30 protein-coding genes are annotated in these 23,415 nt (G+C 72.8%); 20 read left to right on the forward strand and 10 right to left on the reverse strand.

Annotated features, from left to right (window positions below):
* Nucleotides 1–11 precede the first annotated feature (11 nt).
* From ACFOW4_RS02960 to ACFOW4_RS02970, 3 genes are all read right to left on the reverse strand, one after another.
* The gene (locus ACFOW4_RS02960; protein ID WP_377524165.1) at nucleotides 12–2,072 is read right to left on the reverse strand and encodes a glycogen debranching N-terminal domain-containing protein; all 2,061 of its coding nucleotides are present in this window, start codon (nucleotides 2,070–2,072) and stop codon (nucleotides 12–14) included.
* Nucleotides 2,069–2,449 carry an SCP2 sterol-binding domain-containing protein gene (locus ACFOW4_RS02965; protein WP_377524166.1) on the reverse strand — a complete coding sequence of 127 codons (381 nt, stop codon included), beginning with the start codon at nucleotides 2,447–2,449 and terminating at the stop codon, nucleotides 2,069–2,071. The genes ACFOW4_RS02960 and ACFOW4_RS02965 overlap by 4 nt, the downstream gene beginning before the upstream one ends.
* A gap of 81 nt (nucleotides 2,450–2,530) precedes the next feature.
* Nucleotides 2,531–2,905: a DsrE family protein gene (locus ACFOW4_RS02970; RefSeq protein ID WP_377524168.1), complete on the reverse strand. Its 375-nt coding sequence runs from the start codon at nucleotides 2,903–2,905 to the stop codon at nucleotides 2,531–2,533.
* A 12-nt stretch (nucleotides 2,906–2,917) separates the two neighbouring features.
* Here ACFOW4_RS02970 and mtfM point away from each other — a divergent pair, with 12 nt between their 5' ends.
* Both mtfM and ACFOW4_RS02980 read left to right on the forward strand, forming a co-directional pair.
* The gene (gene mtfM, locus ACFOW4_RS02975; protein ID WP_269456547.1) at nucleotides 2,918–3,022 is read left to right on the forward strand and encodes a small membrane protein MtfM; all 105 of its coding nucleotides are present in this window, start codon (nucleotides 2,918–2,920) and stop codon (nucleotides 3,020–3,022) included.
* A 55-nt stretch (nucleotides 3,023–3,077) separates the two neighbouring features.
* The gene (locus tag ACFOW4_RS02980; protein ID WP_377524169.1) at nucleotides 3,078–3,668 is read left to right on the forward strand and encodes an FABP family protein; all 591 of its coding nucleotides are present in this window, start codon (nucleotides 3,078–3,080) and stop codon (nucleotides 3,666–3,668) included.
* A 27-nt stretch (nucleotides 3,669–3,695) separates the two neighbouring features.
* Here ACFOW4_RS02980 and ACFOW4_RS02985 read toward each other — a convergent pair whose 3' ends face one another.
* Entirely contained in the window at nucleotides 3,696–4,577 is an 882-nt protein-coding gene (locus ACFOW4_RS02985) for an aminotransferase class IV (RefSeq protein ID WP_377524171.1), read from the reverse strand.
* A 69-nt stretch (nucleotides 4,578–4,646) separates the two neighbouring features.
* Here ACFOW4_RS02985 and ACFOW4_RS02990 point away from each other — a divergent pair, with 69 nt between their 5' ends.
* From ACFOW4_RS02990 to ACFOW4_RS03005, 4 genes are all read left to right on the forward strand, one after another.
* On the forward strand, nucleotides 4,647–5,075 hold the full coding sequence (locus ACFOW4_RS02990; RefSeq protein ID WP_377524172.1) for a Fur family transcriptional regulator: 429 nt from the start codon (nucleotides 4,647–4,649) through the stop codon (nucleotides 5,073–5,075).
* Nucleotides 5,072–6,184: a YgfZ/GcvT domain-containing protein gene (locus tag ACFOW4_RS02995; RefSeq protein ID WP_377524174.1), complete on the forward strand. Its 1,113-nt coding sequence runs from the start codon at nucleotides 5,072–5,074 to the stop codon at nucleotides 6,182–6,184. Before ACFOW4_RS02990 ends, ACFOW4_RS02995 begins: the two co-directional genes overlap by 4 nt.
* A 23-nt stretch (nucleotides 6,185–6,207) precedes the next feature.
* Nucleotides 6,208–7,035 (forward strand): 3-keto-5-aminohexanoate cleavage protein, encoded by an 828-nt coding sequence (locus ACFOW4_RS03000; protein WP_377524175.1) that lies wholly within the window; start codon nucleotides 6,208–6,210, stop codon nucleotides 7,033–7,035.
* Nucleotides 7,036–7,129: 94 nt separating this feature from the next.
* Nucleotides 7,130–8,089, forward strand: coding sequence for an asparaginase (locus tag ACFOW4_RS03005; RefSeq protein WP_377524177.1), 960 nt, complete (start codon nucleotides 7,130–7,132; stop codon nucleotides 8,087–8,089).
* A gap of 151 nt (nucleotides 8,090–8,240) precedes the next feature.
* On the opposite strand, the gene ACFOW4_RS03010 is transcribed toward ACFOW4_RS03005, so the two are convergent.
* A complete protein-coding gene (locus ACFOW4_RS03010; RefSeq protein ID WP_377524178.1) occupies nucleotides 8,241–9,038 on the reverse strand; it encodes an alpha/beta fold hydrolase in 798 nt (265 codons plus the stop codon).
* Nucleotides 9,039–9,150: 112 nt separating this feature from the next.
* On the opposite strand from ACFOW4_RS03010, the gene ACFOW4_RS03015 reads away from it, so the two are divergent.
* The 6 genes from ACFOW4_RS03015 to ACFOW4_RS03040 all read left to right on the forward strand — a co-directional run bounded on the left by ACFOW4_RS03015 (nucleotide 9,151) and on the right by ACFOW4_RS03040 (nucleotide 13,543).
* A complete protein-coding gene (locus ACFOW4_RS03015; RefSeq protein WP_377524180.1) occupies nucleotides 9,151–9,807 on the forward strand; it encodes a helix-turn-helix domain-containing protein in 657 nt (218 codons plus the stop codon).
* On the forward strand, nucleotides 9,804–10,532 hold the full coding sequence (locus tag ACFOW4_RS03020; RefSeq protein ID WP_377524181.1) for a hypothetical protein: 729 nt from the start codon (nucleotides 9,804–9,806) through the stop codon (nucleotides 10,530–10,532). Before ACFOW4_RS03015 ends, ACFOW4_RS03020 begins: the two co-directional genes overlap by 4 nt.
* A 70-nt stretch (nucleotides 10,533–10,602) precedes the next feature.
* Nucleotides 10,603–10,917: a DUF2516 family protein gene (locus ACFOW4_RS03025; protein ID WP_377524183.1), complete on the forward strand. Its 315-nt coding sequence runs from the start codon at nucleotides 10,603–10,605 to the stop codon at nucleotides 10,915–10,917.
* Nucleotides 10,914–11,801 carry an alpha/beta fold hydrolase gene (locus ACFOW4_RS03030; protein WP_377524185.1) on the forward strand — a complete coding sequence of 296 codons (888 nt, stop codon included), beginning with the start codon at nucleotides 10,914–10,916 and terminating at the stop codon, nucleotides 11,799–11,801. The genes ACFOW4_RS03025 and ACFOW4_RS03030 overlap by 4 nt, the downstream gene beginning before the upstream one ends.
* Before the next feature lie 11 nt (nucleotides 11,802–11,812).
* Nucleotides 11,813–12,550, forward strand: coding sequence for an alanyl-tRNA editing protein (locus ACFOW4_RS03035; protein ID WP_377524188.1), 738 nt, complete (start codon nucleotides 11,813–11,815; stop codon nucleotides 12,548–12,550).
* A 78-nt stretch (nucleotides 12,551–12,628) separates the two neighbouring features.
* Nucleotides 12,629–13,543 (forward strand): SDR family oxidoreductase, encoded by a 915-nt coding sequence (locus tag ACFOW4_RS03040; RefSeq protein WP_377524189.1) that lies wholly within the window; start codon nucleotides 12,629–12,631, stop codon nucleotides 13,541–13,543.
* A 9-nt stretch (nucleotides 13,544–13,552) separates the two neighbouring features.
* On the opposite strand, the gene ACFOW4_RS03045 is transcribed toward ACFOW4_RS03040, so the two are convergent.
* Nucleotides 13,553–14,536, reverse strand: a complete 984-nt coding sequence (locus ACFOW4_RS03045; protein WP_377524191.1) for a helix-turn-helix transcriptional regulator — start codon at nucleotides 14,534–14,536, stop codon at nucleotides 13,553–13,555.
* Nucleotides 14,537–14,585: 49 nt separating this feature from the next.
* Entirely contained in the window at nucleotides 14,586–15,404 is an 819-nt protein-coding gene (locus ACFOW4_RS03050; protein ID WP_377524193.1) for an alpha/beta fold hydrolase, read from the reverse strand.
* Between the two features lie 144 nt (nucleotides 15,405–15,548).
* Between ACFOW4_RS03050 and ACFOW4_RS03055 the strand changes: the two genes are divergently transcribed.
* The 8 genes from ACFOW4_RS03055 (at nucleotide 15,549) to ACFOW4_RS03090 (ending at nucleotide 20,679) form a co-directional block, all read left to right on the forward strand.
* Nucleotides 15,549–16,139: a TetR/AcrR family transcriptional regulator gene (locus tag ACFOW4_RS03055; protein WP_377524194.1), complete on the forward strand. Its 591-nt coding sequence runs from the start codon at nucleotides 15,549–15,551 to the stop codon at nucleotides 16,137–16,139.
* Nucleotides 16,140–16,167: 28 nt separating this feature from the next.
* Entirely contained in the window at nucleotides 16,168–16,710 is a 543-nt protein-coding gene (locus tag ACFOW4_RS03060; RefSeq protein WP_377524196.1) for a DapH/DapD/GlmU-related protein, read from the forward strand.
* A gap of 67 nt (nucleotides 16,711–16,777) precedes the next feature.
* A complete protein-coding gene (locus tag ACFOW4_RS03065) occupies nucleotides 16,778–17,257 on the forward strand; it encodes an RrF2 family transcriptional regulator (protein WP_377524197.1) in 480 nt (159 codons plus the stop codon).
* An 87-nt stretch (nucleotides 17,258–17,344) separates the two neighbouring features.
* Nucleotides 17,345–17,836 carry a cupin domain-containing protein gene (locus ACFOW4_RS03070; RefSeq protein WP_377524199.1) on the forward strand — a complete coding sequence of 164 codons (492 nt, stop codon included), beginning with the start codon at nucleotides 17,345–17,347 and terminating at the stop codon, nucleotides 17,834–17,836.
* A gap of 36 nt (nucleotides 17,837–17,872) precedes the next feature.
* Nucleotides 17,873–18,700 (forward strand): EI24 domain-containing protein, encoded by an 828-nt coding sequence (locus ACFOW4_RS03075; RefSeq protein ID WP_377524200.1) that lies wholly within the window; start codon nucleotides 17,873–17,875, stop codon nucleotides 18,698–18,700.
* A gap of 1 nt (nucleotide 18,701) precedes the next feature.
* Nucleotides 18,702–19,217, forward strand: coding sequence for an O-acetyl-ADP-ribose deacetylase (locus tag ACFOW4_RS03080; RefSeq protein WP_377524202.1), 516 nt, complete (start codon nucleotides 18,702–18,704; stop codon nucleotides 19,215–19,217).
* Nucleotides 19,218–19,351: 134 nt separating this feature from the next.
* On the forward strand, nucleotides 19,352–19,921 hold the full coding sequence (locus ACFOW4_RS03085) for an RNA polymerase sigma factor (protein ID WP_377524203.1): 570 nt from the start codon (nucleotides 19,352–19,354) through the stop codon (nucleotides 19,919–19,921).
* A complete protein-coding gene (locus tag ACFOW4_RS03090) occupies nucleotides 19,906–20,679 on the forward strand; it encodes a hypothetical protein (RefSeq protein WP_377524205.1) in 774 nt (257 codons plus the stop codon). The genes ACFOW4_RS03085 and ACFOW4_RS03090 overlap by 16 nt, the downstream gene beginning before the upstream one ends.
* A 58-nt stretch (nucleotides 20,680–20,737) precedes the next feature.
* On the opposite strand, the gene ACFOW4_RS03095 is transcribed toward ACFOW4_RS03090, so the two are convergent.
* The 3 genes from ACFOW4_RS03095 to ACFOW4_RS03105 form a co-directional block, all read right to left on the reverse strand.
* A complete protein-coding gene (locus tag ACFOW4_RS03095; RefSeq protein ID WP_377524206.1) occupies nucleotides 20,738–21,634 on the reverse strand; it encodes a GNAT family N-acetyltransferase in 897 nt (298 codons plus the stop codon).
* Nucleotides 21,634–22,047, reverse strand: coding sequence for a RidA family protein (locus tag ACFOW4_RS03100; RefSeq protein ID WP_377524208.1), 414 nt, complete (start codon nucleotides 22,045–22,047; stop codon nucleotides 21,634–21,636). Before ACFOW4_RS03100 ends, ACFOW4_RS03095 begins: the two co-directional genes overlap by 1 nt.
* Before the next feature lie 347 nt (nucleotides 22,048–22,394).
* Nucleotides 22,395–23,399, reverse strand: coding sequence for a LacI family DNA-binding transcriptional regulator (locus tag ACFOW4_RS03105; protein WP_377524209.1), 1,005 nt, complete (start codon nucleotides 23,397–23,399; stop codon nucleotides 22,395–22,397).
* Between the last annotated feature and the right edge of the window lie 16 nt (nucleotides 23,400–23,415).

Consider the following 23,415-nt stretch of genomic DNA (forward strand, 5'->3'; position numbering starts at 1 on the left):
ACGACCGCAGCTCAGCCGTCGCGCCGCTGCTGCTCCTCCTCGGGAGTACGGCTGCGGCCCAGCGCGTCGACTCGGCCCCACCGGCCGGGGATGTCCAGCAGCTCGATCCGGCCCATGCCCGGTGGCACGGCCGGATCGATGATCAGGTGCTCGCCCTGCGGCTCCAGACCGAGCATCACCCGCAGCAGCAGCAGCGGCGTGCCGGTGGACCAGGCCTGCGGGCTGCACGCGGTCGGATACTCCACCGGATAGTCGGTCAGGCCGCGCTCATAGCCGGCGAACGCCTCCGGCAGCCGCCCGTTGAAGTACCGGGACGCGGCCAGCATGGCGTCACAGATCTGTCCGGCCTCCTCCCGGAAGCCGTACCGCCACAGCCCCCAGGCGATGAGCGAGTTGTCGAACGGCCAGACGGTGCCCACGTGGTAGCCGATCGGGTTGTACCCGCCCTGGTCGTCGGCGAGGGTCCGTACCCCCCAGCCGGAGAAGAGCCGTGGACCGAGCAGGTGCTCCGCGATCCGGCCCGCCCGGGACTCGTCGACGATCCCGCTCCACAGCAGGTGCCCGATGTTCGACGACAGCGCGTCCACGTGCCGGCCGTCGGCGTCCAGGGCGAGCGCGTAGTACTCCCGGTCGGCGATCCAGAAGTCGCGGTTGAACCGCTGCTTGAGCTCGGCCGCCTCCCGCTCGAGCCGGTCGGCGTACGCCGGGTCGTTCCAGAACTCCCGCGCCATCCGGGCGGCCCGGATCTTGGCGTCGTACGCGTACCCCTGCAGTTCGCAGGTGGCCCGGGGAAAGCCGGGCATCCGGCCGTCGGCGTACGAGATGCCGTCCCAGGAGTCCTTCCAGCACTGGTTCGCCAGACCGGTGTCCGGGTTGCGGGTCTGGTACCAGAGGTAGCCGGTGCCGAGCAGGTCCCCGTACGTGTCGATCCACTCCAGAGCCGAGCGGACGGTGGGCTCCAGCCGCCGGACCAGTTCGACGTCACCGGTCCAGCGCTCGTACTCGTCGATCAGGATCACGAACAGCGGGGTGGAGTCCGCCGACCCGTAGTACGGCGAGTGTGGCTGCTCCTCGAAACCGGCGGTCTCGCCGTACCGCAGCTCGTGCAGGATCTTGCCAGGCTCCTCGTCTCGGAAGTCGTCCACCCGGTGGCCCTGCAACCCGGCCAGCATGAAGATCGTCGGCGGGATCAGCTCCGGCAGGAACGGCAGCACCTGCAACGAGGTGATGATGCTGTCCCGGCCGAAGAGGGTCATGAACCAGGGCAGCCCGGCAGCGAGCAGCCGGACGCCGAGCGCGATCGACTCGTAGCGCAGGGCGGCCAGGTCGTTGAGGCTGCGCCGGTACGCTCCGGCCAGCGGCTGGCAGTCGCAGCCGAGCTTCGGGGCCCGGTCGATGAGCTGCTGCTGCTCGGTGTGGATGGCCTCGGCGTTGCGGCTGCCGCCGTACGGCAGGGTGGCCCGGATGTCCTCGCCGCGCGCCCCGTAGACGACCGTGGCCACGTGCAGCCGGGTGGTCCACTCGCCGTGCCGGCCGATCCGGATCCGGAAGGTCATCCCGGCGACGTCGACCTGTGCCGGCATGCTGGTGCTCACCACGGTCTCCCGGTGGAACGCGTCCCGCCGGTACGTCAGCCGCAGCTCGTCGGTGGCGACGGTGGCCTTGGACCGGCCACGCTTCTGCCGGGCGTGCTTGATCTCGAACAGGTCGGCGAAGTCGGCGCCGATGTCGATCCGGAGGGTGAACTCGACCTCCTCCCCGCTGTGGTTCAGCACGGTCAGCTCCTCGTCGAAGCTGCCCCCGATGGCCCGGCTGCGGATCACCGAGGCCTTCGCGTCCAGGTAGTGCGTGGGCTCACCCGGGGCCAGGAAGAACCGGGTCCGGTAGGACTCTCCTTCGTCGATGGAGAGGGCGTGCAGCCGCTCGCCGTTGAGGGTGAGGATCCAGCTGGACAGAAAGCGGGTGTCGAAGGAGAACAGACCGGTGGGGAAGTCGAAGGACGGCTCGATGTCCCCCCGCCGGTCGCTGACCAGGAAGGTGTTGCCGTCCAGGATGCTGACCAGATCCTTCACGCCAGCCGCCTGACCTGCTCCCGGGCCACCTCGCGCGGGTCGCTGGTGCCGGGCGGGTCCGGGAAGAAGCGGCGGAAGGCCAGGAAGAGGATGACGTTCCCGCTGAACGTGCTCTCGTTGCGCAGCACCGCGGCGATCCCCTGAGCCCTGCCGGTGACCAGCCGGTCGAAGAGGTCCACGCTGCTGTACCAGATGGCGTCGGCCGGGCCGCGGGCCCGGCTGACCTGCACCTCCCCGGGCCGCATCCGGACCAGCCAGTGCTCGGTCCGGTCGCCGGTGCCGAGGTCGATCTGAAGGGTCCCGTCGGCCAGGCCGCGCAGGATCTCCGGAGCGCGTGCCGGCAGTGATTCGAAGAATCTCTCCGTCGCCTCGGTCACATGCGAATCGTAGGCATCTGTCCGAGATGCCGGGTCGGTATCCGCACTCCGCCCGTGCCGGCCGCGGCACCGGCGCCCGGGTCAGTAGACGAGTGCCTGCGCGCCCTCGGCGAGCGCCTCCTCGACGAAGACCGCTGCCCCGGCGATCCGTACGCCGGGCAGCACGTCGTCGGGGCCGATCTCCCGGCGGGCCGCGCACTGCGTGCAGGCGGTCACCCGGCCCGTGGCCAGGATGACGTGCAGCAGCTCGGCCAGCGGGGCCGAGTGCGGCAGCTCGAAGTCCTGGGCCCGGCCGGGCAGCGCGAACCAGGTCGACTCCCCGGTGAGCCAGAGCGAGACGTCCACCCCGGCGGCGACCGCCGTCGCGGCGACCGTGAACGCCTGCGCGCACCGCTCCGGCGCGTCCGCACCGGCGGTGACCTTGACGACGAGAGAGCGGGCCATGGGGCCCAGCATAGGATGGTCGGGATGGTTACCGAGATCGGGTTCGTCAGCCTGCTGGTCGCCGGCCTGGGCGCGCTCGCCGGTGGCCTGGTCTACGTAGCCGTACGCATTTCGAGAGGTAACTGGTGACCGTGAGGAGTGAGCCGGGTTTGCGAGCCCCGCAGTCGCGAACGAAGGTGGCGCGGTGAGCGACGAGAACCCCCTGCAGCCGCCGTGGCTGAACGCGCCGCCGGTCGACCCGTACCCCTTCGAGGAGAGTCACGACCTGCGGGTCGGGCCGAAGCTGCACCCGACGCTGGACGGCCTGCTGCCGTACATCGGGGTGTGGCGTGGCCGGGGCAAGGGTGGGTTCCCCACCGTCGAGGACTTCGACTACGCCCAGGAGATCCGGATCAGCCACGACGGCCGGCCGTTCCTGTCGTACGAGTCGCGGGCGTGGATCCTCGACGAGCAGAGCAAGCCGGTCCGCCCGGCCGGGCGTGAGGTCGGCTGGTGGCGGCCGGTGGTGGTGGACGGCCGGGCCACCGACGAGCTGGAGGCGCTGCTGACCACCCCGTCCGGGGTGATGGAGCTGCACATCGGCAAGCGCAAGGGCACCCAGATCGAGTTCGTCACCGACGCCGTGGTCCGCACCTCGACCGCCAAGGAGGTCACCGCCGGGCACCGGCTCTTCGGCATCGTCGAGGGCGCTCTGCTCTACGCGCAGGAGATGGCCGCGATGGGGCACGGGCTGAGCCCGCACCTCTCCGCCCGCCTCATCCGCGTCGCCGGCTGAGCGGAAGTCCGGCGTCGAGCCGGTCGGTCAGTCCAGCGGGAAGCCCAGCAACGACTGGATGGCCGGGGTGCGCGGGCAGCGGTTGCGGGGCACGGCGTCCAGGGTGTGCACCTCGATCAGGCCGCGCACGGACGAGGTGAACCAGACCGCGTCGGCGGCGTGCAGCTCGGCCGGGGTGACCAGTCGTTCGGCGGCGCCGAGGCCCAGCTCGCCGGCGTGCCCAAGCAGCCAGGCGGCGGTCGTGCCGGGCAGGATGCCGGTGCTGGCGGCCGGCACCGTGCAGAGCGTGTCGCCGGTGAGCCACACCACGTTGGCGGTGGGCCCCTCCAGCGCGTACCCGTCGGAGGAGACCCAGAGCACGTCGTCCACCCCCGCCCGGCCCGCCCAGCGACGGGCGGCGGTGTTCACCGCGTACGAGGTGGACTTGATGCCCGCGGGCAGCCAGTCCAGGCCGGTGCGGGCCGCGGCCGGGACCCCGAGCGGCAGGGTGGCCACGCTGATCCCGTTCCGGCGGGCCGCCCGGGACGACGCGGGGACCTCGGCCAGCGTGGCGTACACGGTCGGCGGGCCGCCGGCCTCCGGCCCCCGGGTGCAGACCAGCCGCAGCGCCCCCTCCACCGCAGCCGGCCAGCCGGCCCGGACGACGTCCAGCAGCTCGACCAGCGCGTCGGTGGGCGGCAGGGTCAGCTCCACGGCGGCGGCCGCCGCGGCCAGCCGGGCTAGGTGCTCGTCGCGCAGCCACGGCCGCCCGTCGCGCAGGTGCATGGTCTCGAAGAGCCCGTCGCCGCGCAGTACGCCCAGGTCGTCGCCGCGCAGCACCGGCTCCCCGGCGGGCACCGCGCCGCGCCCCAGCACGGCGATCCGTGCGGTCGGCGCGGTGGCGGGATTCCGGACGGACGGCATCACCATGACCGTCGAGCGTAGTGGCGGTCGGTCGCGGCGCGAGGACCGGCGCCGTGGCCGAACTATGATCGGACGGTGTCCGAATCCTCCCTCGCGGAAATGCTCCGGGCCCGTGGGCTGCGGCTGACGGCCCAGCGGCAGCTCGTCCTGCAGGCGGTGCTGGATCTGGGCCACGCCACCCCGGAGCAGGTGCACACCGCCGTTCGGGAGGTTGCCGCCGGCGTCAACATCACCACCATCTACCGCACGCTGGAGCTGCTGGAACGGCTCGGGCTGGTGACCCACACCCACCTGTCGCACGGCTCACCGACCTACCACGCGGCCGGCGAGCACCAGCACGTCCACCTGGTCTGCCGGGAGTGCGGCGCGATCGACGAGATCGATCCGGAGCTGCTCCGCCCGCTCGCCGACCAGTTGGCCGCGCAGCGCGGGTTCCGGGTGGACATCGGGCACGTGTCACTCTTCGGCGTCTGCGACCGCTGCGAGAACGGGGACCAGAAATGATCGACATCGCGGGTGCGGTGGCCGTCGAGAGCATCGACGAGGCCAGCCGCGACCAGCCGGAGCCGGCGCACGCCGCGGCCGGGGTACGGGGGGTGGCCGCGCACTACGGCGACCCGCTGCGTGAGCAGCGCACCCTGGACACCGAGGTCGGCCTGGTGGACCGGTCGCACCGGGGGATCGTGGCGGTGCCGGGGGAGGAGCGCGCCGACTGGCTGCACACCCTCACCTCGCAGCACCTGGCGACGCTGGCCGCCGGCGAGGGCACCGAGCTGCTGGTGCTCTCCCCGCACGGGCACGTCGAACAGCACGCGATGGTCGCCGAGGATGGCGAGACCACCTGGCTGGACACCGAGCCCGGCGCGACCGCCGGTCTGCTGGCGTACCTGGAGAAGATGCGGTTCTTCAGCAAGGTCGAGCCGCGCGACGCGACCCCGGACCACGCCCTGCTGTCGCTGGTCGGGCCGGCGGCGTTGGAGGCCCTGGGCACGCTCGGCGTGACCGGGCTGGCCGCGCCGGACCTGGTCGCGGTGCCGGGCCCGAAGTTCACCGCCGGCGCCGTGCCGCCCCGGCCCACCGTGCGCTACGACGTCCGCCTGCTGCCGTCCGGCGGCTGGGCCCGACGGGGGCCGCTCGGCGTGGACCTGCTGGTGCCCCGGCCGGCGATGGAGCAGGTGGTGGCGGAGCTGCGCGGCGCGGGCGTACCGGTCGCCGGGCTCTGGGCGTACGAGGCGATCCGGGTGGCCGCCCGGCGGGCCCGGGTCGGGGTGGACACCGACCACCGGACCATCCCGGCCGAGGTGGACCTGATCGGCCCGGCCGTGCACCTGGACAAGGGCTGCTACCGGGGCCAGGAGACGGTGGCCCGGGTGCACAACATGGGCCGGCCGCCCCGGCGGCTGGTGCTGCTGCACCTGGACGGGGTGACCACCGACCAGCCCCCGACCGCCGGTACGCCGGTGACCCTGGACGGTCGGCCGGTCGGCTTCGTCGGCACCGCCGTGCTGCACCACGAGCTGGGTCAGGTCGCCCTCGCGGTGATCAAGCGGAACGTCCCCGAGGACGCCCGGTTGACGATCGGCGAGACCGCGGCGGCGATCGACCCGTCCTGACCGGGGCGTCTAGGATCGCCGGCATGACGACAGGGACGTTGATCACGGTAGCCCCGACGGGTGCGGAGTCGGCCAAGGCGGAGGTGCCGGCCCTGCCGGTGACCCTCGACGAGCTGCTGCTCACGGCCAAGGAGTGCGAGGCACTGGGTGCCGCCGTGATCCACGTCCACATCCGCGACGACGAGGCGCGACCCACCCTCGACCCGGTCCGGCTGCGGGACACGGTGGCGGCGTTGCGGGAGAGCACCGACCTGATCGTGCAGCTCTCCTCCGGCGGCGCGGTGACCGACCCGGAGTCCGCCCGGCTCGCCGTGCTGGACGCCGGACCGGACATGGCCTCCTGCACCATGGGCACGCTCAACTTCGGCGACGACGTCTTCCTCAACCGCTGGGAGTTCATCGTCGACCTGCACACCCGGATGCAGGAGCGCGGGATCGTGCCGGAGTACGAGATCTTCGACCTCGGCCACCTCACCGCGCTCCAGCGGTTGCTCGGCAAATACGGCCTGCCGGCCGGCGGGCACGTGCACGTCGACTTCGTGATGGGGGTGCCGGGCGGAATGCCGGGCACCACGGAGACGCTGGTGGCGGCGCACCGCATGCTGCGCGACCTGCCGGAAGGCACCACCTTCTCGGCGACCGGCATCGGCCGCAGCACCATCGCGGTGCTGCTGGCCTCGCTCTCCGCCGGCGGCCACCTGCGGGTCGGCATGGAGGACACGGTCACGTACGCCAAGGGTCGGCCGGTGGAGTCCAACATGCAGCTGGTCGCCCGGGCGGTCGGCTTCGCCCAACTCGCCCAGCGTCCGCCGCTGACCACCGCCGAGGCCCGCGAGCTGCTCGGCCTGTAAGGACGGCCCCGTCCGGCACCCCTGTCACCCGGGCGGTGGACGACCTGGTCACCCCGCCGCCGGACCCCCGGGGGGCCTCGGTACCGTCCAGCACGTGGGAAAGACGTACGAGGGCGGCGCGCCGCTCGCCGAGGTGGTCCGGTCCGGGTTCGTGGAGGGCGTGCACCGCGGCTCGGTGGTGGTGCTGGACGCCGCCGGCGCCCCGGTGGCCACCGCCGGGGACGCCACCTCCCCGATCTTTCCCCGCTCGGCCAGCAAGCCGATGCAGGCGATCGGGATGCTGCGGGCCGGCCTGACGCTGACCGACCCTGCCGACCTGGCGCTGGTCTCGGCGAGCCACGCCGGCGAGGACTTCCACCTGGCCCGGGTCGGCGCCCTGCTGGATCGGGGCGGCCTGGATCCCTCGGCCCTGCACTGCCCGCCCGACCTGCCGGTGGGTGCGGCGGCGCGGGAGGCCGTGCTGCGCGCCGGGGGCGGACCGACCCGGGTGCAGATGAACTGCTCTGGCAAGCACAGCGGGATGCTGCTGACCTGCCAGGCCGCGGGGTGGCCGCTGGACGGTTACTGGCGGCCGGAGCACCCGTTGCAGCAGCGGCTGCGCGCCGCCATCGAGGAGTTCACCGGCGAGGAGGCGGCGGCGGTCGGCGTGGACGGCTGCGGCGCTCCGGTGCTCGCCGTGTCGCTGACCGGGCTGGCCGGGGCGTACCTGCGGCTGGTCGACGCCGAGCCCGGCTCGGAGCCGCGCGCGGTGGCCGACGCCATGCGCGCGCACCCGGAGATCGTCGGCGGCACCCGGGCCGAGGACACCCGGCTGATGCGGGGCATCCCGGGCCTGCTGGCCAAGGTCGGCGCCGAGGGAGTGATCGCGGCGGCGGTGCCCGGCGTCGGCGCGGTCGCCCTGAAGATCGACGACGGTGCCGAGCGCGCCCGGATGCCGGTGCTGGTCTCCGCGCTGCGCCGGCTCGGGGTCGACGCCCCGGTGCTGGCCGAGTACGCCGAGGTGCCGCTCTTCGGCGGCGGCGTCCCGGTCGGCGCGGTCCGCCCGCTCTGGTAGTCCCCGGCGGGGCTCCCGGGCAGGTGCCGACCGGCCCGGACGGGCGTGTCCGCATCAGCGCTATGACTCAGCGTCATAACTATGACTCTGAGTCATAGCGCTCGTTTTATCTCGTCGTTCGCGGCCACCCGGGAGCCGGGGTGGCGCGGGGTCAGGTCAGGAAGTCGAGCAGGGCGGCGTTGACCGGCTCCGGGCGCTCCAGCGGCAGCAGGTGCGCGGCGTTCGGCACGTCCGGTAGCCGGATGGCGCCGGGCACCTCGGCGGCGATCCGGTCGGCGAGGCGGCTGATGTCCGGCACATCGGCCGCTCCGGCGGTGACCAGCACGGGCAGCCGCAGCTCGCCGAGGCGGCCGATCGCCGGAGGCTCCAGCTCGGCAACCTCCACCGCGCCGAGCGCGAGTTCGGCGGCCAGCGCCCGCTGGTCCATCTCCTGGGCGAACGCGATCAGCTCCGGGTCGACGTCGGACGGCTGGCGGCCCGGCCCGACCACCCAGAACCGCACCTCGCCGGCCGCGCCGGCGGTGAAGTCGTCCGGGTCGACCTCGCCGACCAGGTCGTCCCAGAGGTCGTTGGCCTCCTCGGACCACTCGTTACCGGACACCGCCGTGTCGAACAGGGCGAGCGCGCTCACCCGGTCGGGGTGGGCGAGCGCGGTGTCGATGGCGACCGATCCGCCGAAGGAGCAGCCGACCAGGGCGGCCCGGGGCAGGTCCAGCGCGTCCAGCAGACCGACCACGTCGTCGTGGTGCGCGAACGGCGTCGGGGGCAGCTCGGAGTCGCCGTAGCCGCGCAGGTCCGGGACGATCACCCGGTGCCGGGTCGCGAGCGCCGCGACCTGGCCGCGCCACATCCGGCGGTCGGCGATTCCGGCGTGCAGCAGCACGACCGGCGAACCGCTGCCGGCCTCGTCGTACGCGAGGACTGCTCCGTTGACTGTGATCTTGTGCACGGACGGACGGTACGGATCGGACGAGCGGCGCGCAACCGGGATGGTGAGACATCGCTAACTCTGGCTAGCGTTTTGCTTGCAGGAGTTAGCGGGGGCGGTTAGCGTTCGGTCCATGGCCACACCCAAGGACCTTCCCGACGTCGGCGGGTTCATCCGCGACCTGCGGCGCAACGCCAAGATCTCGCTTCGGCAGCTCGCCGAGCAGGCGGGGGTCAGCAACCCGTACCTCAGCCAGATCGAGCGCGGCCTGCGCAAGCCGAGCGCCGAGGTGCTCCAGCAGCTCGCGAGTGCCCTGCGGGTCTCCACCCCGGCGATGTACCTGCGCGCCGGGTTGCTCGACGACAAGGAGGGTCAGGGGGTGCTGGCCGCCATCGCGGTCGACGCCGACCTGACGATGGCCCAGAAGCAGTCGCTCACCCAGATCTACGAGACGTTCCGCCGGGAGAACACGCGGCTCGCCGAGGCGCAGGCGGCGGCGGACGGCAACGCCCCCGCACCGGCCGCCGCTAGCGGCGGGACCGGCCCGACCGACGTGGCCGACGAGCCGGCGGACGTGGCGAACCTGGCCGCCACCGGCCCGACCACCGCCGGCGGCACGCCGACCGAAGCGGTTCTCGAGTCGGTGGCCGTCACCGAGGCGGGTTCCGCGCCCGCCCCGACGACCAGCACCGAAGGCACCAGCACCGAACGCACCAACACCCCCGAGAAGAAGGCCGCCGGTCCGGCGGTCCGGAAGGCCGCGGACGCGGCCGAAGAGGAGATGTCATGACCCAGCCGAAGACCAACCGCATCCCGGCCCCGATCTACGCCGCCGCCGGCGCCGGCGAGCTGGCCCTGCAGCAGCTGCGCAAGTTGCCGGCCACGGTCGGCCTGCTCGGCACCCGGGTCGTCGCCGACCTGGGCGGCCGCGCCGTGCTGACCGGCTTCGAGCTGCGGCAGAAGGCCACCGAGACGCTGCGCACCGCCAACGAGACGGCCGGCACCCTGCGCGAGCGGGCCCAGGCCGAGCTGGACCTGGTCAAGCTGCGCGAGTCGGCCGACCTGGCCCGGCTGCGCGAGGTCGCCGACCTGAACAAGCTGCGTGAGGTCACCGACCTGGACAAGCTGCGCGCCGCCGCGACCCGCAACGCCGCCGTCGTGGTCGCCGGTGCCCAGGCCGCCCAGGAGCGGGCGTTCGCCGCGTACGGCGCGCTCGTGGCCCGGGGCGAGCGGGTGGTCGGTGCCGGCGTGCTGGAGGCCGCCGAGACCGTCAATTCCGACATCGAGGCGACGCAGGCCGAGGTCCCCGCCACGGCCACCGCTCCGGCCGAGGCCACGCCGGCCGCGACCGCCCCGGCCGACGTGCCGACCCCGGCCGACGTGGCCGAGGTCATCGAGGCCAAGCCCGCCGTGGCCAAGAAGGCCACCCGGGCGCCGAAGGCCGCCAAGCCGGCCGCGACGCCGTCGGCGAAGCTGCCCCGCGCCACCAAGCGCACCCGCCCGGCCGCCGAGTAGTTCACGTCGTCGGCGACCCCGGGGCGTCCTTGTCGGACGTATCCGGGGTCGCCGACATAAGCTTGCCGTCATGGCCAACGCCGCGCCGATCTTCGCCTTCGCCGTCCGTGACGTGATCGAGCTGATCCTGCTCGTCTTCGCGCTGATCGTTCAGGGCGTCGCCCTGGTGCACGCCATCACCCAGCGCTCCGACGCCTTCCCCGCGATCGGCACCCTGCCCAAGGGCGGCTGGATCGCCATCCTCGCGGTCTGCCTGGTGCTGACGCTGCTCGGCTTCGGCCCGATCAGCCTCTTCGGACTGGTCGGCATCGCCGCCGGCCTGATCTACCTCCTGGACGTCCGGGTCGGCCTGCGCGATCTCAGCGACGGCAAGGGCTTCTGGTGAGAGGCTTCCGCTGGCCGCCCCCGCCGGACGGCGGTCCCCGCACCTGGGGGCCCGGTCCGGGCGGGCCGCGCACCGGCCGGCCGGCCCTGCCCGAGCCGGAGACCGAGCTGGTCACCACACCGCACGGCGTACGGCTGGAGCGGCTGGTCACCGGCGTAGGTGACCCGGTCACGGTGTTCGCCCACGGGCTGGGTAACGGCATCGCCACCACCCGCCCGTTCGGCAGCGGGGTCAACGGCCGCAAGGTCTTCTTCCAGTTTCGCGGCCACGGCCGCTCCGACGCGCCGGCCGGGCCGTGGAGCTACCTCGACCTCGCCCGTGACCTGCGGGCCATCGCCGACCTGAGCGGCGCCACCCGGGCGTTCGGGGCGAGCCTCGGCGCAGGTGCGCTCTCCCGGCTCCTGGTGGAGAGCCCGGATCGTTTCGACAAGCTGGTCTTCTTCCTGCCCGCGGTGCTCGACCAGCCGCGCGGCCCGGTCGCCCGGGAGCGCGTCGCCGACCTGCTGGCGGCCGTGGAGAGCGGGGACGCCTCGGCCGTCGCCGACGTCGTCTCGCTGGAGCTGCCGAGCGCCATCCGCAACACCCCGGCCGGCTGGGCGTACCTGCGGCAGCGCCTCGACCAGTTGCTGCGCGACGGCCTGGCCGACGGCCTGGCCGCCCTCCCGGAGCAGGCGCCGCTGCGGGACGCCACGGCCCTGGCGGTGGTGACCGCACCGGCGCTGGTGATCGGCTGCGCCGGCGACGACCTGCACCCGGTCGAGGTCGCCGAGCGACTCGCCGCCGCGCTGCCGAATTCCACCCTGCACGTGTACGACCGCCCCGGCGTGCTCTGGTCGGACCGCGCCGATCTGCGAGAGCGCATCTCCGGCTTCCTCAACGAGTAACGTGCCCTGTCATGGGCGTCACACATCACGGCCGCACCCACCGGCTCGACCTCGCCGACCCGACCCTGCGCGAGTGGACCTGCACGGTCCTGCACGTCGACCCGGAGCAGGGCATCGTGCTGGACCGCTCCGCGTTCTACCCGGGTGGCGGCGGCCAGCCGCCGGATCACGGCGTGCTGCTCTGGCAGGGCGTGCAGACCCGGATCGTCGGCACCCGCAAGGGCGACGACCCGTACCTGATCCCCGCCGAGGGTGACCCGCTGCCGCCGCCCGGCACCGAGGTCACCGGCGCGATCGAGGACGAGCGCCGCAACCGGCTGATGCGTACCCACTCCGGGCTGCACGTGCTCTGCGGGGTGGTGTTCCGCGACTTCGGTGCGCTCGTGACCGGCGGCAACATGGAACCGGGCGAGGCCCGGATGGACTTCAACCTGCCCGAGGTGCCGGCCGACTTCAAGAGCCGGATCGAGGAGCTGGTCAACGCCGAGGTGGCCGCCGACCGCTCGGTCGCCGTCCGGGTGCTGCCCCGGGCCGAGGCGCTGGCCCTGCCGGACATCATCCGCACCCAGTCCAATCTGATCCCGCCGGACGAGCAGGAGGTCCGGATCGTCGACATCGTGGGCCTGGACGTGCAGGCCGACGGCGGTACGCACGTCGCGTCCACCGCGCAGATCGGCAAGGTGCAGGTGGTCAAGGTGGAGAGCAAGGGCCGGGCCAACCGCCGGGTCCGCGTCCGCCTCGCGGACTGAGCGGCACCGTCGCCTCGCGGACTGATCGCCTGGGAATTCGGACGTCGCCTGTCAGGTATTGCTGACAGCCTTTCAGGCATGACACAACCGCTGACAGGAAAGATCGCGCTGGTGGCCGGGGCGACCCGGGGCGCGGGCCGGCAGATCGCGGTCCAGCTCGGCGCGGCGGGCGCCACCGTCTACGCCACCGGTCGCAGCAGCCGGGCCGGCCGCTCCGAGATGGACCGGCCGGAGACGATCGAGGAGACCGCCGAGCTGGTCAGCGCCGCCGGCGGCACCGGCATCGCGGTACGGGTCGACCACCTCGTACCCGAGCAGGTCCGTGACCTGGTGGCCCGGATCGACGCCGAGCAGGGGCGCCTCGACGTGCTGGTCAACGACATCTGGGGCGGCGATCCGCTGGTCACCTGGGAGAAGCCGGTCTGGGAGCAGCCACTGGAGGCGGGCTTCCGTACGCTGCGACTGGCGGTCGACACGCACATCATCACCAGCCACTTCGCCCTGCCGCTGCTGATCCGCCGCCCCGGCGGCCTGGTGGTGGAGATCGGCGACGGCACCAAGACGTACAACGACGCCAACTACCGGCTCTCCGTCTTCTACGACCTGGCGAAGACGTCGGTCAACCGGCTCGCCTTCAGCCAGGCGCACGAGCTGAAGCCGCATGGCGGCACCGCGGTCGCGCTCACCCCGGGCTGGATCCGCTCCGAGGCGATGCTGGAGCACTTCGGCGTGACCGAGGAGAACTGGCGCGACGGGGCGGCCACGGACCCGCACTTCCTCATCTCCGAGACGCCGGCCTTCGTCGGGCGCGCGGTGGCCGCCCTGGCCGCCGACGACGACAAGGCCCGCTGGAGCGGCCGGTCGGTCTCCGCCGGTGAGCTGTCCCAGGTGTATGGCTTCACCGATGTCGACGGCAGCCGGCCGGACGCGTTCCGCTACCTCAGCGAGGTGGTCGACGCCGGCAAGCCGGCCGACGTCACCGGGTACCGCTGACCCGAATGGTCAGGGGCGGGCCGGGCCGGCGTAGCGTGCGGCGGCCCGGCGGGCCGCGTCGGCCAGGCGTTCGCGCAGCTCCGGCGGGTCGAGCGCCTCCACCTCCGGGCCCAGGGCCAGCAACTGGGTGTACGCGACCACCACGGACTCGACGGGCAGGCGGGTCACCACCCAGCCCTGCTCGTCGGGTGGGCCGGCGGCGGCGAGCACGTCCTCGTACACGAAGGGGGCATCGACCAGGTGCCGGAGCTGGCGCAGGCCCGCCGGGCTGAGCCGGACGGTGACCTCCGCGCGCAGCATCGTCCGCAGGAACGACCCGGCCTGCTCCCGCCAGTGCCCGGCCAGGTCGAAGCCCTCGTCCCGCTCGAAGGCCTCTCCGGTCACCTCGACGCCGGTCACCCGGTCCACCCGGTACGTGCGGTGCCCGTCGCCGACGCGGCCGATCAGGTACCAGGTCCCGCTCTTGAGCACCAGGCCGTAGGGCTGCACCCGCCGGGTCACCTCGCGCTCGCCGCGCCGGTAGCGCAGCTCGACGACCCGGTCCCGCCAGGCCGCCCCCGCCAGCTCGGCCAGCCACGGCGGCGGCCCGGTCTCCCGGAACCACCCCGGCGCGTCCAGGTGGAAGCGTTGCCCGGCGCGGGCCGGCGCGTCGCGCAGGGCGGGCGGCAACGCGGCCAGCACCTTCAGCTCGGCGCCGGCGACCGCGTCGGCGAGCCCCATGTCGCCGGCCGGCCCGGGCAGCCCGGCGAGGAACAGCGCTTCGGCCTCGTCCCGGGTGAGCCCGGTCAGCCGGGTCCGGTAGCCGCCGAGCAGCCGGTAGCCACCGGCCCGGCCGCGATCGGCGTAGACCGGCACCCCGGCGGCGGAGAGCGCCAGCACGTCGCGGTAGACGGTCCGCTCGGAAACCTCGAGCTCACGGGCCAGCTCCGCCGCCGTCATCGTCTCCCGGGACTGGAGCAGCAACACCAGGGAGATCAACCGGGACGCGCGCACCTGCCCATCCTGCCCGTGCCCGTACGCGCGTCCCGGTGGTACCCGTCCGTCACTTGGTGGTAGCGGCCTTGTCGATGAGGTCGAAGACGACGTCGGGGTGCGAGACGGCGACGGAGTGCGACGCGGTGTCGACCTCGACGGTGTGGCGGGAGCCGGCTCGCTCGGCCATGAACCGCTGGCCGGCGACGGGGATGTTCTTGTCGGCTCCGGCGAGCACGAACCAGGACGGGATCGTCTTCCAGGCAGGGGCGCCGGAACCCTCGGCGAGAGCGGCGTCGCGGACCGGGCGCTGCGTGACCGCGGAAAGGGCGGCCTTGGCGGGCGACACGTCGGCGGCGAACTGGCCGTGGTAGGCGTCCTGCCGGATGTACAGGTCGTGGCTGCCGTCACCGAGCGGTACCGGCGGTGCCAACGACTCAGGCAGCGTGCTGCCGGGGACCTGGCTGGACAGGCCGAGCACGCTCTCCCCGGCGTCGGGGGCGAATGCCGCCACGTACACCAGGTCGGTGACGTTGGGGTTGCCCAGGGCGGCGTTGGTGATCACCGATCCGCCGTAGGAGTGTCCGACGAGGACGACCGGGCCCGACACCGTGGCCAGCAGCTGCTTCAGGTAGTCGGCGTCGGAGCTCAGGCCGCGCAGCGGGTTCGCCGGGGCGAGGACCGGGTAGCCGCTCTTCTGCAGCCGCGACACCACCCCGTGCCAGCTCGTCGAGTCGGCGAACGCCCCGTGCACGAGCACCACGGTGGGCTTGGGGCCGTCGGGGCGGGCTTCCCCGCCGGGCGTGGCGGCGCTGGAGGCGGTGCCGAGGCTGGCGAGGGTCACGAGGCTGGCGAGGGCGGACAGGCCCAGCAGCTTCCGGATACGCATGGGAACTCCTAGCGGATGGGAGAACGATCGGTCTTTCTGCCGGAGATACTACTGGTTCCCTCGGGTGCCGCAACGTGGCGTGGAGCACGCCGGCTTTCGGCGGCGCGGGCGGCAGAACGAACGGTCTCTTCTTATGCTGGGGGGATGACGTCGATCGCGGAGCAGAAGCTTCACCCGAGAGACCGGCTGCTGCGTACCGCCTCGCGCCTGTTCTATGCCTACGGCCTGCACACCGTCGGCGTGGACCGCCTGGTGAGCGAGGCCGGCGTGACGAGGGCGACCTTCTATCGCCACTTCCCGAGCAAGGACGACCTGATCGTCGCCTACCTGCGGAGCAGGAGCGAAGAGATCCGGAACGGAGTCGAGCAGGTCGTCGCGGACAGCCGGGGCCGCGAGGCTCTGCTGCGCATCGTGCACGTCCTCGGGGAGGACGTGTGCAGCACCGGCTTCCGGGGCTGCCCGTTCCTGAACGCCGCGGCGGAATTCCCGGATCCGGCGCACCCCGTGCGGGTGGCCGTCTCCGATCACCACGCGTGGTTCTTCCAGGTTCTGCGCGACCGGGCGGCCGAGGCCGGGCACGCCGACCCCGACCACACGGCGCGGGTGCTGGTGCTTCTGCGCGACGGTGCTCTGCAGGGCGGCGCACTGGGCGATCCGCAGCAGGCGCGCGCCACGTTGCGCAGGGCGGCGGAGGAGTTGCTCACCGCGGCCGATCGGTCATCGCGCTCCGCGTAGGCAGGTAGACAACAGAAGGGGCCGTGGCGTGTCCAGCGACCGTCTCATGCGCATCCACAGTGCCGAGTTCCAGGCCATGGCCGAGAGGGTCCTGCGGGTCACCGAGCTGACCTCCCGCCTGAACGTCCTGCCCTTCGAGGACGAAGCGGGCAAGGCCGAGCTGTTCGAGCAGATTCTCGGCAAGCCGCTGCCGCCGAGAGTCACGATCTATCCGCCCTTCTACACCGATCACGGCCTCAACCTCGACCTCGCGGAGCGCGTGTTCATCAACCAGAACTGCACGTTCCTCGATTACGCCGGCATCCGGCTCGGCGAGCGCGTGATGGTCGGCCCGAAGGTCACCTTCATCACCAGCGGCCACCCGGTCGATCCGGAGGAGCGGCGGCTGTACCTCACCGGCGCGCCCATCGACGTGGGGGAGAACGTGTGGATCGGCGCCGGCGCCACGATCCTGCCCGGCGTCAGCATCGGCCGTGATGCCGTGGTCGCCGCTGGCGCGGTCGTGGCCGATGACGTTCCGCCGGCAAGCCTGGTGACCGGCACCAAGGCAACCATCCACCGACGGTGGTGACGGCCTTTCCTGAGGAGTCTCCCGCTTGCGTGACCTATTTGGATAGGTAAGGCCCAGAATTATGCGGATGAGCGAGGGAGTCGAGTGGGCGCTCCACAGCTGCCTGAACCTGACCTGGGTCGAGCCGGGGCAGGCGGTGACGGCGGCCAAGCTGGCGGCCTTCTACGAGCTGCCCGCGGCGTACCTGAACAAGCAGCTACAGGCACTGGCCCGGGCCGGCATCCTGTCGTCGTCCTCGGGGCCGCGCGGCGGGTTCCAACTCGCCCGCAGCCCGGAGGCGATCACGCTGCTCGACGTGGTGATCGCCATCGAAGGGCCGGACGAGGCGTTCCGCTGCGACGAGATCCTGCGACAGGGGCCCGGGGGCAACGCCAACACCGACTACCGGCAGACATGTCTGATTTCGCAGGGCATGCGCCGGGCGGATCTTGCCTGGCGCCGTGAGCTAGCCGCGCAGACCCTGGCCGACATCAAGTCCACGGTGGAGCGGCAGTTTCCCGCCACGCCGCAGAACACCCGCAACCGGCTCGCCGGGCTGCGGGCCTGACACGACAGCGCCCCGCACCAGGCGGGCCGTCCGTCGACGTAATTCTGGATATTAGCTGTCCAGAAAGAGAGTTACGAAGGAGACCGGATGTCCACGATCCAACCCCAGCCACCCGTCCTCGTCCCGGCCGCCGACGCCGAGGTCCTGGCGGACGGACCCACCAGCCTCATCACCCTGCTCGCCGACGCGAATGCCACCCACGGGGCGCTGACCGTCAACCGCTCCCTGCTGCGCAAGGGATCCCCCGGCGCACCGCCGCACTTCCACACCCGCGCCACGGAAACCTTCTTTGTCATCGACGGGGTTCTCCAGGTGCTGGCCGGCGAGCAGATCCTCACCCTGCACCCGGGCGACCTCCTCGTCGTACCCCCGCACCTGCCGCATGCCTTCGCCCCGGCCTCCGGCGAGGAAGCCGACGTCCTCGTCACCTTCACGCCCGGCATCGCGCGATTCGACTACTACCGACTGCTGGAACGCGTCTACAAGGGCGACGCCGACCCCCGCGAGATCGGCGCCTCATCCGAGCAGTTCGACAACCACTACTTCGACAGTCCTACCTGGCGAGGCCGCGGAGCCTGAACCGGTTGACGTCCACGACCACTAGGCTCTGCGGGCGTGGACGCACCCCGTATCGCCGCGCCGGTGACCGGCGCCGTCGGCCGGTTCCTCGCCGGGGCCGGCCTCCTGCTGCGTGGCCTCGGTCTCTACGTCCGCAGCCCCGGGTTGATGCTGCTCGGCGTGGTGCCGGCGCTCATCTCCGGCGTGCTCTTCCTCGGTGCGTTCGCCGCGTTGGTGTGGTTCGCCGACGACCTGGCGGCGCTGGTCACCCCGTTCGCCGACGACTGGTCGGACACGCCGCGCGGCCTGGTCCGCGTGATCGCCGGGCTGGCCTTCCTCGGCCTCGGCGGCCTCCTCGCGGTGGTCAGCTTCACCGCCGTCACCCTGGTGATCGGTGACCCGTTCTACGAGAAGATCTCCGAGCGGGTGGAGGCACGGTACGGCGGCACGCCGGGGGCGGTGGAGGTTCCGTTCTGGTCGTCGCTGCGCCGCAGCCTCGCCGACTCGGTACGCCTGGTCGCGCTCACCGCGCTGGTCGGCATCCCGCTCTTCGTCGCCGGCTTCATCCCGGTGATCGGCCAGACGGTGGTGCCGGTGATTGGGGCGGCGGTGGGCGGCTGGTTCCTGGCCGTGGAGTTGGTCGGCGCCCCCTTCTACCGGCGGGGTATGCGGCTGCCGCAGCGCCGGTCGATCCTCAAGGCCGACCGGCCCGCCGCGCTGGGCTTCGGGGTGGCGGTCTTCCTCTGCTTCCTGGTCCCGCTCGGCGCGGTGCTGGTCATGCCGGCGGCGGTGGCAGGCGCCACCCTCCTGGCCCGCCGCTCACTCGGCCAGCCCATCGACGAACCGGCCCGCCGTCCGTCCGGCCACCTCGTCCAGGAGCGCTGACATGGAGATCACCCTGGTCGAGGGCGACATCACCACCCAGCGGGTCGACGCGATCGTGAACGCCGCGAACTCGTCCCTGCTCGGCGGCGGTGGGGTCGACGGCGCGATCCACCGGCGCGGCGGGCCGGCCATCCTCGCCGAATGCCGGGCGCTGCGCGCCTCGCGGTACGGCTCGGGCCTGCCGACCGGGCAGGCGGTGGCCACCACCGCCGGGGAACTGCCGGCCCGCTGGGTGATCCACACCGTGGGCCCGGTCTGGTCGTCCACCGAGGACCGCTCGGCGCTGCTGCGCGACTGCTACGCCAACAGCCTCGGGGTGGCCGACGAGCTGGGTGCGACCACGGTGGCGTACCCGCTGATCTCCGCCGGCATCTACGGCTGGCCGGTCGAGGACGCGGTCCGTCAGGCGCTGTCGGTGCTGCGGTCGGCCACACTGGCGAGCGTCACCGAGGCCCGCCTGGTGCTCTTCGGCGCGGACACCCACGCCACGGCCCGTCGGGTCTTCGACGCCGCCTGACGAGGCCAGCTCGGCGCCCGATCCTGGCAAGGAGACTCAGGGCCCCGGCAAGTTCGGGCCGCCGGTGAATCAGCGTGTGACAGGTGCCGCCGTGCCGGACAGGTAGGGGGCATGGACACGCAAGAAGGACCCGGATGAGCCGCGCCGACGATGTGGGTGCACGGCAGGAGCGCTTCCGCTCTCTGCACATCGAGACCTATGCCGACCTGCTGCGCTTCGTCGAGCGTAGGGTCCCGGTCGCCGAGGCTGAGGACATCGTCTCGTCGGTCTTCCTGACGGCCTGGCGGCGATTCGACGAGTTGCCGGACGATGCACGGCCGTGGCTGTTCGCGGTGGCACGCAAGACCATGGCCAACCAGTCGCGCGGCTGGTTGAGGCGCCGGGCCCTGGACGTCCGGCTGGTGTCGCTGGAGGCACGTGAGCCGTCCGACGACGCCGGGAGTGCCGCGGTGCGTATCGACCTGGCACGCGCCTGGCGCGTTCTGCGTCCCGCGGACCGCGAGGTGCTCGCCCTGGTCGCTTTCGACGGGTTGACGGCTGAGCAGGCGGCCGCCGTGCTGGGCTGCGGCCGGTCGACCTTTGCCATGCGGCTCGGCAGGGCCCGGCAACGGCTGCGGGCCGCTCTGGAACCGGCCGAATCTGTCGCCCCCTCATCTTTCCGCCCTCACGATTTCAAGGAGCAGCAGGCATGGACTCGAGCATGAAGGACCTGGAGCAGTTGGCCGTGCTCGACCCGGCGCGTGGGCGCGAGCCCAGCGCCCTGGAATGGACCCGTTCGGAGGCGTTCGTGGAGCGTGTGATGGCCGGTCAGGCCACGGAGACGGTGGCTCGCCGGCCGATGCGACGCCGGCTGGTGATGGGTCTCGCCGCGGTCGCCGCGGGTGCCGTCGCGGTCGTGGCCGTGCCCGCGCTGCTGCCGGGGACGGCGGAGAAGGCGGCAGCGGCGTGGACGCCCGTACCCGGTTCGCTCACCGGTGCGCAGGTGCTGCCGCAGGCCCGGATCTGCGCTGGAAACGACGTGGGGGGCAGCTCGTCGGCGGTCGACCCGGCGGACGTGCTCCTCGCCGAGCAGCGGGGGATGGCGACGCTGCTCATCATGAAGAAGAGCAGCGGCGTGATCGTCGAGTGCATGAGCGCGGGAGCCGACGACGACCAGCTCGCCTCGATGGGGCTGGCCGCCGGCCCGCTGCCGGCCCTGCCCGCCGGCACGGTGGACCTGCAGACGATGAGTTCCATGGGCAGTGGCGACGCGATGTGGTCGAACATCGTGGGCCTGGTCGGCCCGGGCGTCACCGGGGTGGACGTGCGTCTCGACAACGGGAAGGTCTTCCAGGCCAGCGTGAAGTCCGGCTGGTGGGCCGCCTGGTGGCCGGGTCCCGAGGGCGGCGAGGTCGACCACCTCACGGTGACCGTGCACACCGCCAAGGGAACGACCAGCTACCGCCCTTCCGAGCTGGCCTGACGTGAACCGGCTGCGGCGGCCCGCAGGCCGCCGCAGCCGGCCCTTCCCGCCCTGCTGATCAACCCAGCTCGGCCAGGCAGGACCACTGGGACGCGACCGGCCGGTAGCCGAGCCGGACGTTGACGGCGAGCATCGGCCCGTTCGCCTCGTCGTTCGACGTGTACGCGACGCGCACGCCGTCGGCGGCGGCCCGGTGCAGCGCCGCCGTCTTGACCAACCGCGCCAGCCCCCGATTCCGGTACGCGGGAACGGTGCCGGTGTAGTCCGACCAAATCCGGTCCCCGTCCCGCTTCACCAGACTGAACGCGGCGATCTCGCCGTCGACCTCGGCGGCGGTGCTGGCCGCCTTGTCCAGGCCCAGGTTCTCCCAGACGTCGTACCGCCAGCTGTCGTAGCCGACCGCGTCGACCGGCACGTCGCCGGGTTCGTCGACCGCCGAGGCGCTGTTCGCCGCGTACAGCAGTCGCGGGTCCAGCTCCGCGATCGGGCGCAGGCGTACGCCCGTCGGCGGGCCGAGCAGCGCGGGCGCCAGGTCCAGGTTGAGCGCCGAGTAGCGCAGCTCGCGGCTGGGTTCGAAGCCGTGCCGGCGGGCGAACGGCAGCGAGTCCGGCTGCGCCCAGGTCCGCATCCGGCGGATGCCCAGCGGAGTGAGGTGGTCTGTCGCGGCGGCCAGCAGAGCGCTGCCGATGCCGCGCCGCCGGTGCTCTGGGTGGACGTGCAGCAGGGCGATGTCGCCGACGTCCGCCGTCGAGGACCAGCCGACACGCTGCGCCGTCACCCAGCCGACCACCCGGGCGTCCACCTCGGCCACGAACGCCGTCCAGCCCTCCTCGGGGGGCGGTTCGGCGATCATCTTTCGGGTCGACCGGACCCCGCGCACCAGGTACGGGTAGACCGTCTTCCGCAGCGCCACCACGGCCGGGGCGTCATCGGGTCGCGCCACGCGGATCCGCATCAGGCCACCTTCCGGACGGCGGCGACCGCCTCCACCTCGACGAGTTGGTCGGTGTAGCCGAGCACGGCCACTCCGAGCAGGGTGCTGGGCGGGTCGTGGTCGCCGAAGAAGTCCCGGACCACCTCCCAGACGGTCACCAGGTCCGCCTGCCGGGACGACGCCACGTGGACGGTCGTCTTGACCACGTCGGTGAGGGTGGCGCCGGCCGCCGCGAGGGCGGTCTCCAGGTTCGTCATCACCTGCCGAGCCTGCGCGGCGTGGTCTCCGGGGGCGACGGTCCGGCCCTCGGTGTCCAGCGGGCAGGCTCCCGCGGTGAACACCAGCCGGGCGGGTGCCTCGACGGTGGCCGCGTACGCGTATTCGGCGACGTCGGCGAGGGCGGGCACGTGCAGCAGCGCGACGGGATCCGGCATGCCGGCGAGGCTAACGGCGATCGGATGCCCAGGCGACGGATTAATGCTGCGCGCGATCCTCCCTCGGAGTGCGAAAAAGGTCGGAAACGCCACAAAACCCTACCAAGCCGCCGACCAGCGCGCCGCCCACGACGGCCACTCCGACGAAGAGCGAGTTGCCGGTCACCGGTACGTCGGCGGGGGTCTGCTACCCATGGCGATCCTCGGCCTGGGCGCGGTGGCGCTCGGTGCCACGTTCATCGCCGTACGCCGTCGGCGGGACGCGGACGGCTGATCGCCGGCACCACAGCGGACACGGACCTCCGGGTCGTGTCCCGGGGGCCCTCCTCGCCGAGGAGGGCCCCCGGCTACGCCGAGTCGCGCAGGATCAGCTCGGTGGGGAGCATGATCGCCGGTTCGATGGACTCGCCGGCGGCCAGCCGGAGCAGCTGCCGGGTCATCCGCCGCCCGATCTCCACGATCGGCTGCCGGACGGTGGTCAGCGGCGGCTCGGTGTACGCCGCCGTCTCGATGTCGTCGAAGCCGATCACGGCTACGTCGTCCGGCACGCGACGGCCGGCCTCCCGCAGCGTCCGCAGGGCGGCGTGCGCCATCAGGTCGGAGGCGGCGAAGACCGCGTCCAGGTCGGGGTGTTCGGCGAGCAGCCGGCGCATCGCCTCGGCGCCGGACTCCCGGGTGAAGTCGCCGACCGCGACGAGCTCGGGCAGCCCGGCGTCCGCCACCGTGTCCCGGTAGCCGCTGAGCCGTTCGATCCCGGCGACCATGTCCTGCGGGCCGGCGATGGTGGCGATCCGCCGGCGACCGCTGTCGATCAGGTGTCGGACCGCCGCGGTCACCCCGCCCACGTGGTCGACGTCCACGTACGGCACCGCGCCGTCGAGCGGCCGACCGCTGCACACCACCGGGATGCCGAGCCGGGCCAGCGTGCCGGGCAGCGGATCGGCGCCGTGCAGGGAGGCGAACAGCACCCCGTCCACGTGCCGCCCGGTGGTGAACCGCTCGACCCGGTGGTGCCCGGCCGGCGAGCCGGCCAGCATCAGCACCAACTGCTTGTCGGCGGCCTCCAGCTCCTGGCTGACGCCGCGGATGATGCCGGGGAAGACCTGGTCGTCGGAGAAGACGCGGGTGGCAGCCTCCGGCATGACCAGGGCGATCGAGTCGGTGCGCTGGGTGACCAGGCTGCGGGCGGCGAGGTTGGGCACGTACCCCAGCTCGGCGACCGCCCGGTTGACCGCCTCCCGGATCGGTTCGGCGACCGTGGTGGAGCCGTTGACCACGCGGGAGACCGTGGCCCGGGACACTCCGGCCCGCGCGGCCACCGCTTCGAGCGTCGGCCGTTGCGCCGTCGTCATCGCGCCCTCCCCGCCT

The organism is Micromonospora sp. GCM10011542 (assembly GCF_042650685.1).
Lineage (GTDB): Bacteria > Actinomycetota > Actinomycetes > Mycobacteriales > Micromonosporaceae > Micromonospora.

Bases quoted from the DNA above. Each gene is read 5' to 3' on its own strand.
- ACFOW4_RS02970 (WP_377524168.1), bottom strand. From the start codon at position 2,905: ATGCTGGGCCCCATGGCCCGCTCTCTCGTCGTCAAGGTCACCGCCGGT.
- mtfM (WP_269456547.1), top strand. From the start codon at position 2,918: ATGGTTACCGAGATCGGGTTCGTCAGCCTGCTGGTCGCCGGCCTGGGC.
- ACFOW4_RS02985 (WP_377524171.1), bottom strand. From the start codon at position 4,577: ATGGTGATGCCGTCCGTCCGGAATCCCGCCACCGCGCCGACCGCACGG.
- ACFOW4_RS02995 (WP_377524174.1), top strand. From the start codon at position 5,072: ATGATCGACATCGCGGGTGCGGTGGCCGTCGAGAGCATCGACGAGGCC.
- ACFOW4_RS03000 (WP_377524175.1), top strand. From the start codon at position 6,208: ATGACGACAGGGACGTTGATCACGGTAGCCCCGACGGGTGCGGAGTCG.
- ACFOW4_RS03015 (WP_377524180.1), top strand. From the start codon at position 9,151: ATGGCCACACCCAAGGACCTTCCCGACGTCGGCGGGTTCATCCGCGAC.
- ACFOW4_RS03020 (WP_377524181.1), top strand. From the start codon at position 9,804: ATGACCCAGCCGAAGACCAACCGCATCCCGGCCCCGATCTACGCCGCC.
- ACFOW4_RS03025 (WP_377524183.1), top strand. From the start codon at position 10,603: ATGGCCAACGCCGCGCCGATCTTCGCCTTCGCCGTCCGTGACGTGATC.
- ACFOW4_RS03035 (WP_377524188.1), top strand. From the start codon at position 11,813: ATGGGCGTCACACATCACGGCCGCACCCACCGGCTCGACCTCGCCGAC.
- ACFOW4_RS03040 (WP_377524189.1), top strand. From the start codon at position 12,629: ATGACACAACCGCTGACAGGAAAGATCGCGCTGGTGGCCGGGGCGACC.
- ACFOW4_RS03050 (WP_377524193.1), bottom strand. From the start codon at position 15,404: ATGCGTATCCGGAAGCTGCTGGGCCTGTCCGCCCTCGCCAGCCTCGTG.
- ACFOW4_RS03055 (WP_377524194.1), top strand. From the start codon at position 15,549: ATGACGTCGATCGCGGAGCAGAAGCTTCACCCGAGAGACCGGCTGCTG.
- ACFOW4_RS03065 (WP_377524197.1), top strand. From the start codon at position 16,778: ATGAGCGAGGGAGTCGAGTGGGCGCTCCACAGCTGCCTGAACCTGACC.
- ACFOW4_RS03070 (WP_377524199.1), top strand. From the start codon at position 17,345: ATGTCCACGATCCAACCCCAGCCACCCGTCCTCGTCCCGGCCGCCGAC.
- ACFOW4_RS03080 (WP_377524202.1), top strand. From the start codon at position 18,702: ATGGAGATCACCCTGGTCGAGGGCGACATCACCACCCAGCGGGTCGAC.
- ACFOW4_RS03085 (WP_377524203.1), top strand. From the start codon at position 19,352: ATGAGCCGCGCCGACGATGTGGGTGCACGGCAGGAGCGCTTCCGCTCT.
- ACFOW4_RS03090 (WP_377524205.1), top strand. From the start codon at position 19,906: ATGGACTCGAGCATGAAGGACCTGGAGCAGTTGGCCGTGCTCGACCCG.
- ACFOW4_RS03095 (WP_377524206.1), bottom strand. From the start codon at position 21,634: ATGCGGATCCGCGTGGCGCGACCCGATGACGCCCCGGCCGTGGTGGCG.
- ACFOW4_RS03100 (WP_377524208.1), bottom strand. From the start codon at position 22,047: ATGCCGGATCCCGTCGCGCTGCTGCACGTGCCCGCCCTCGCCGACGTC.
- ACFOW4_RS03105 (WP_377524209.1), bottom strand. From the start codon at position 23,399: ATGACGACGGCGCAACGGCCGACGCTCGAAGCGGTGGCCGCGCGGGCC.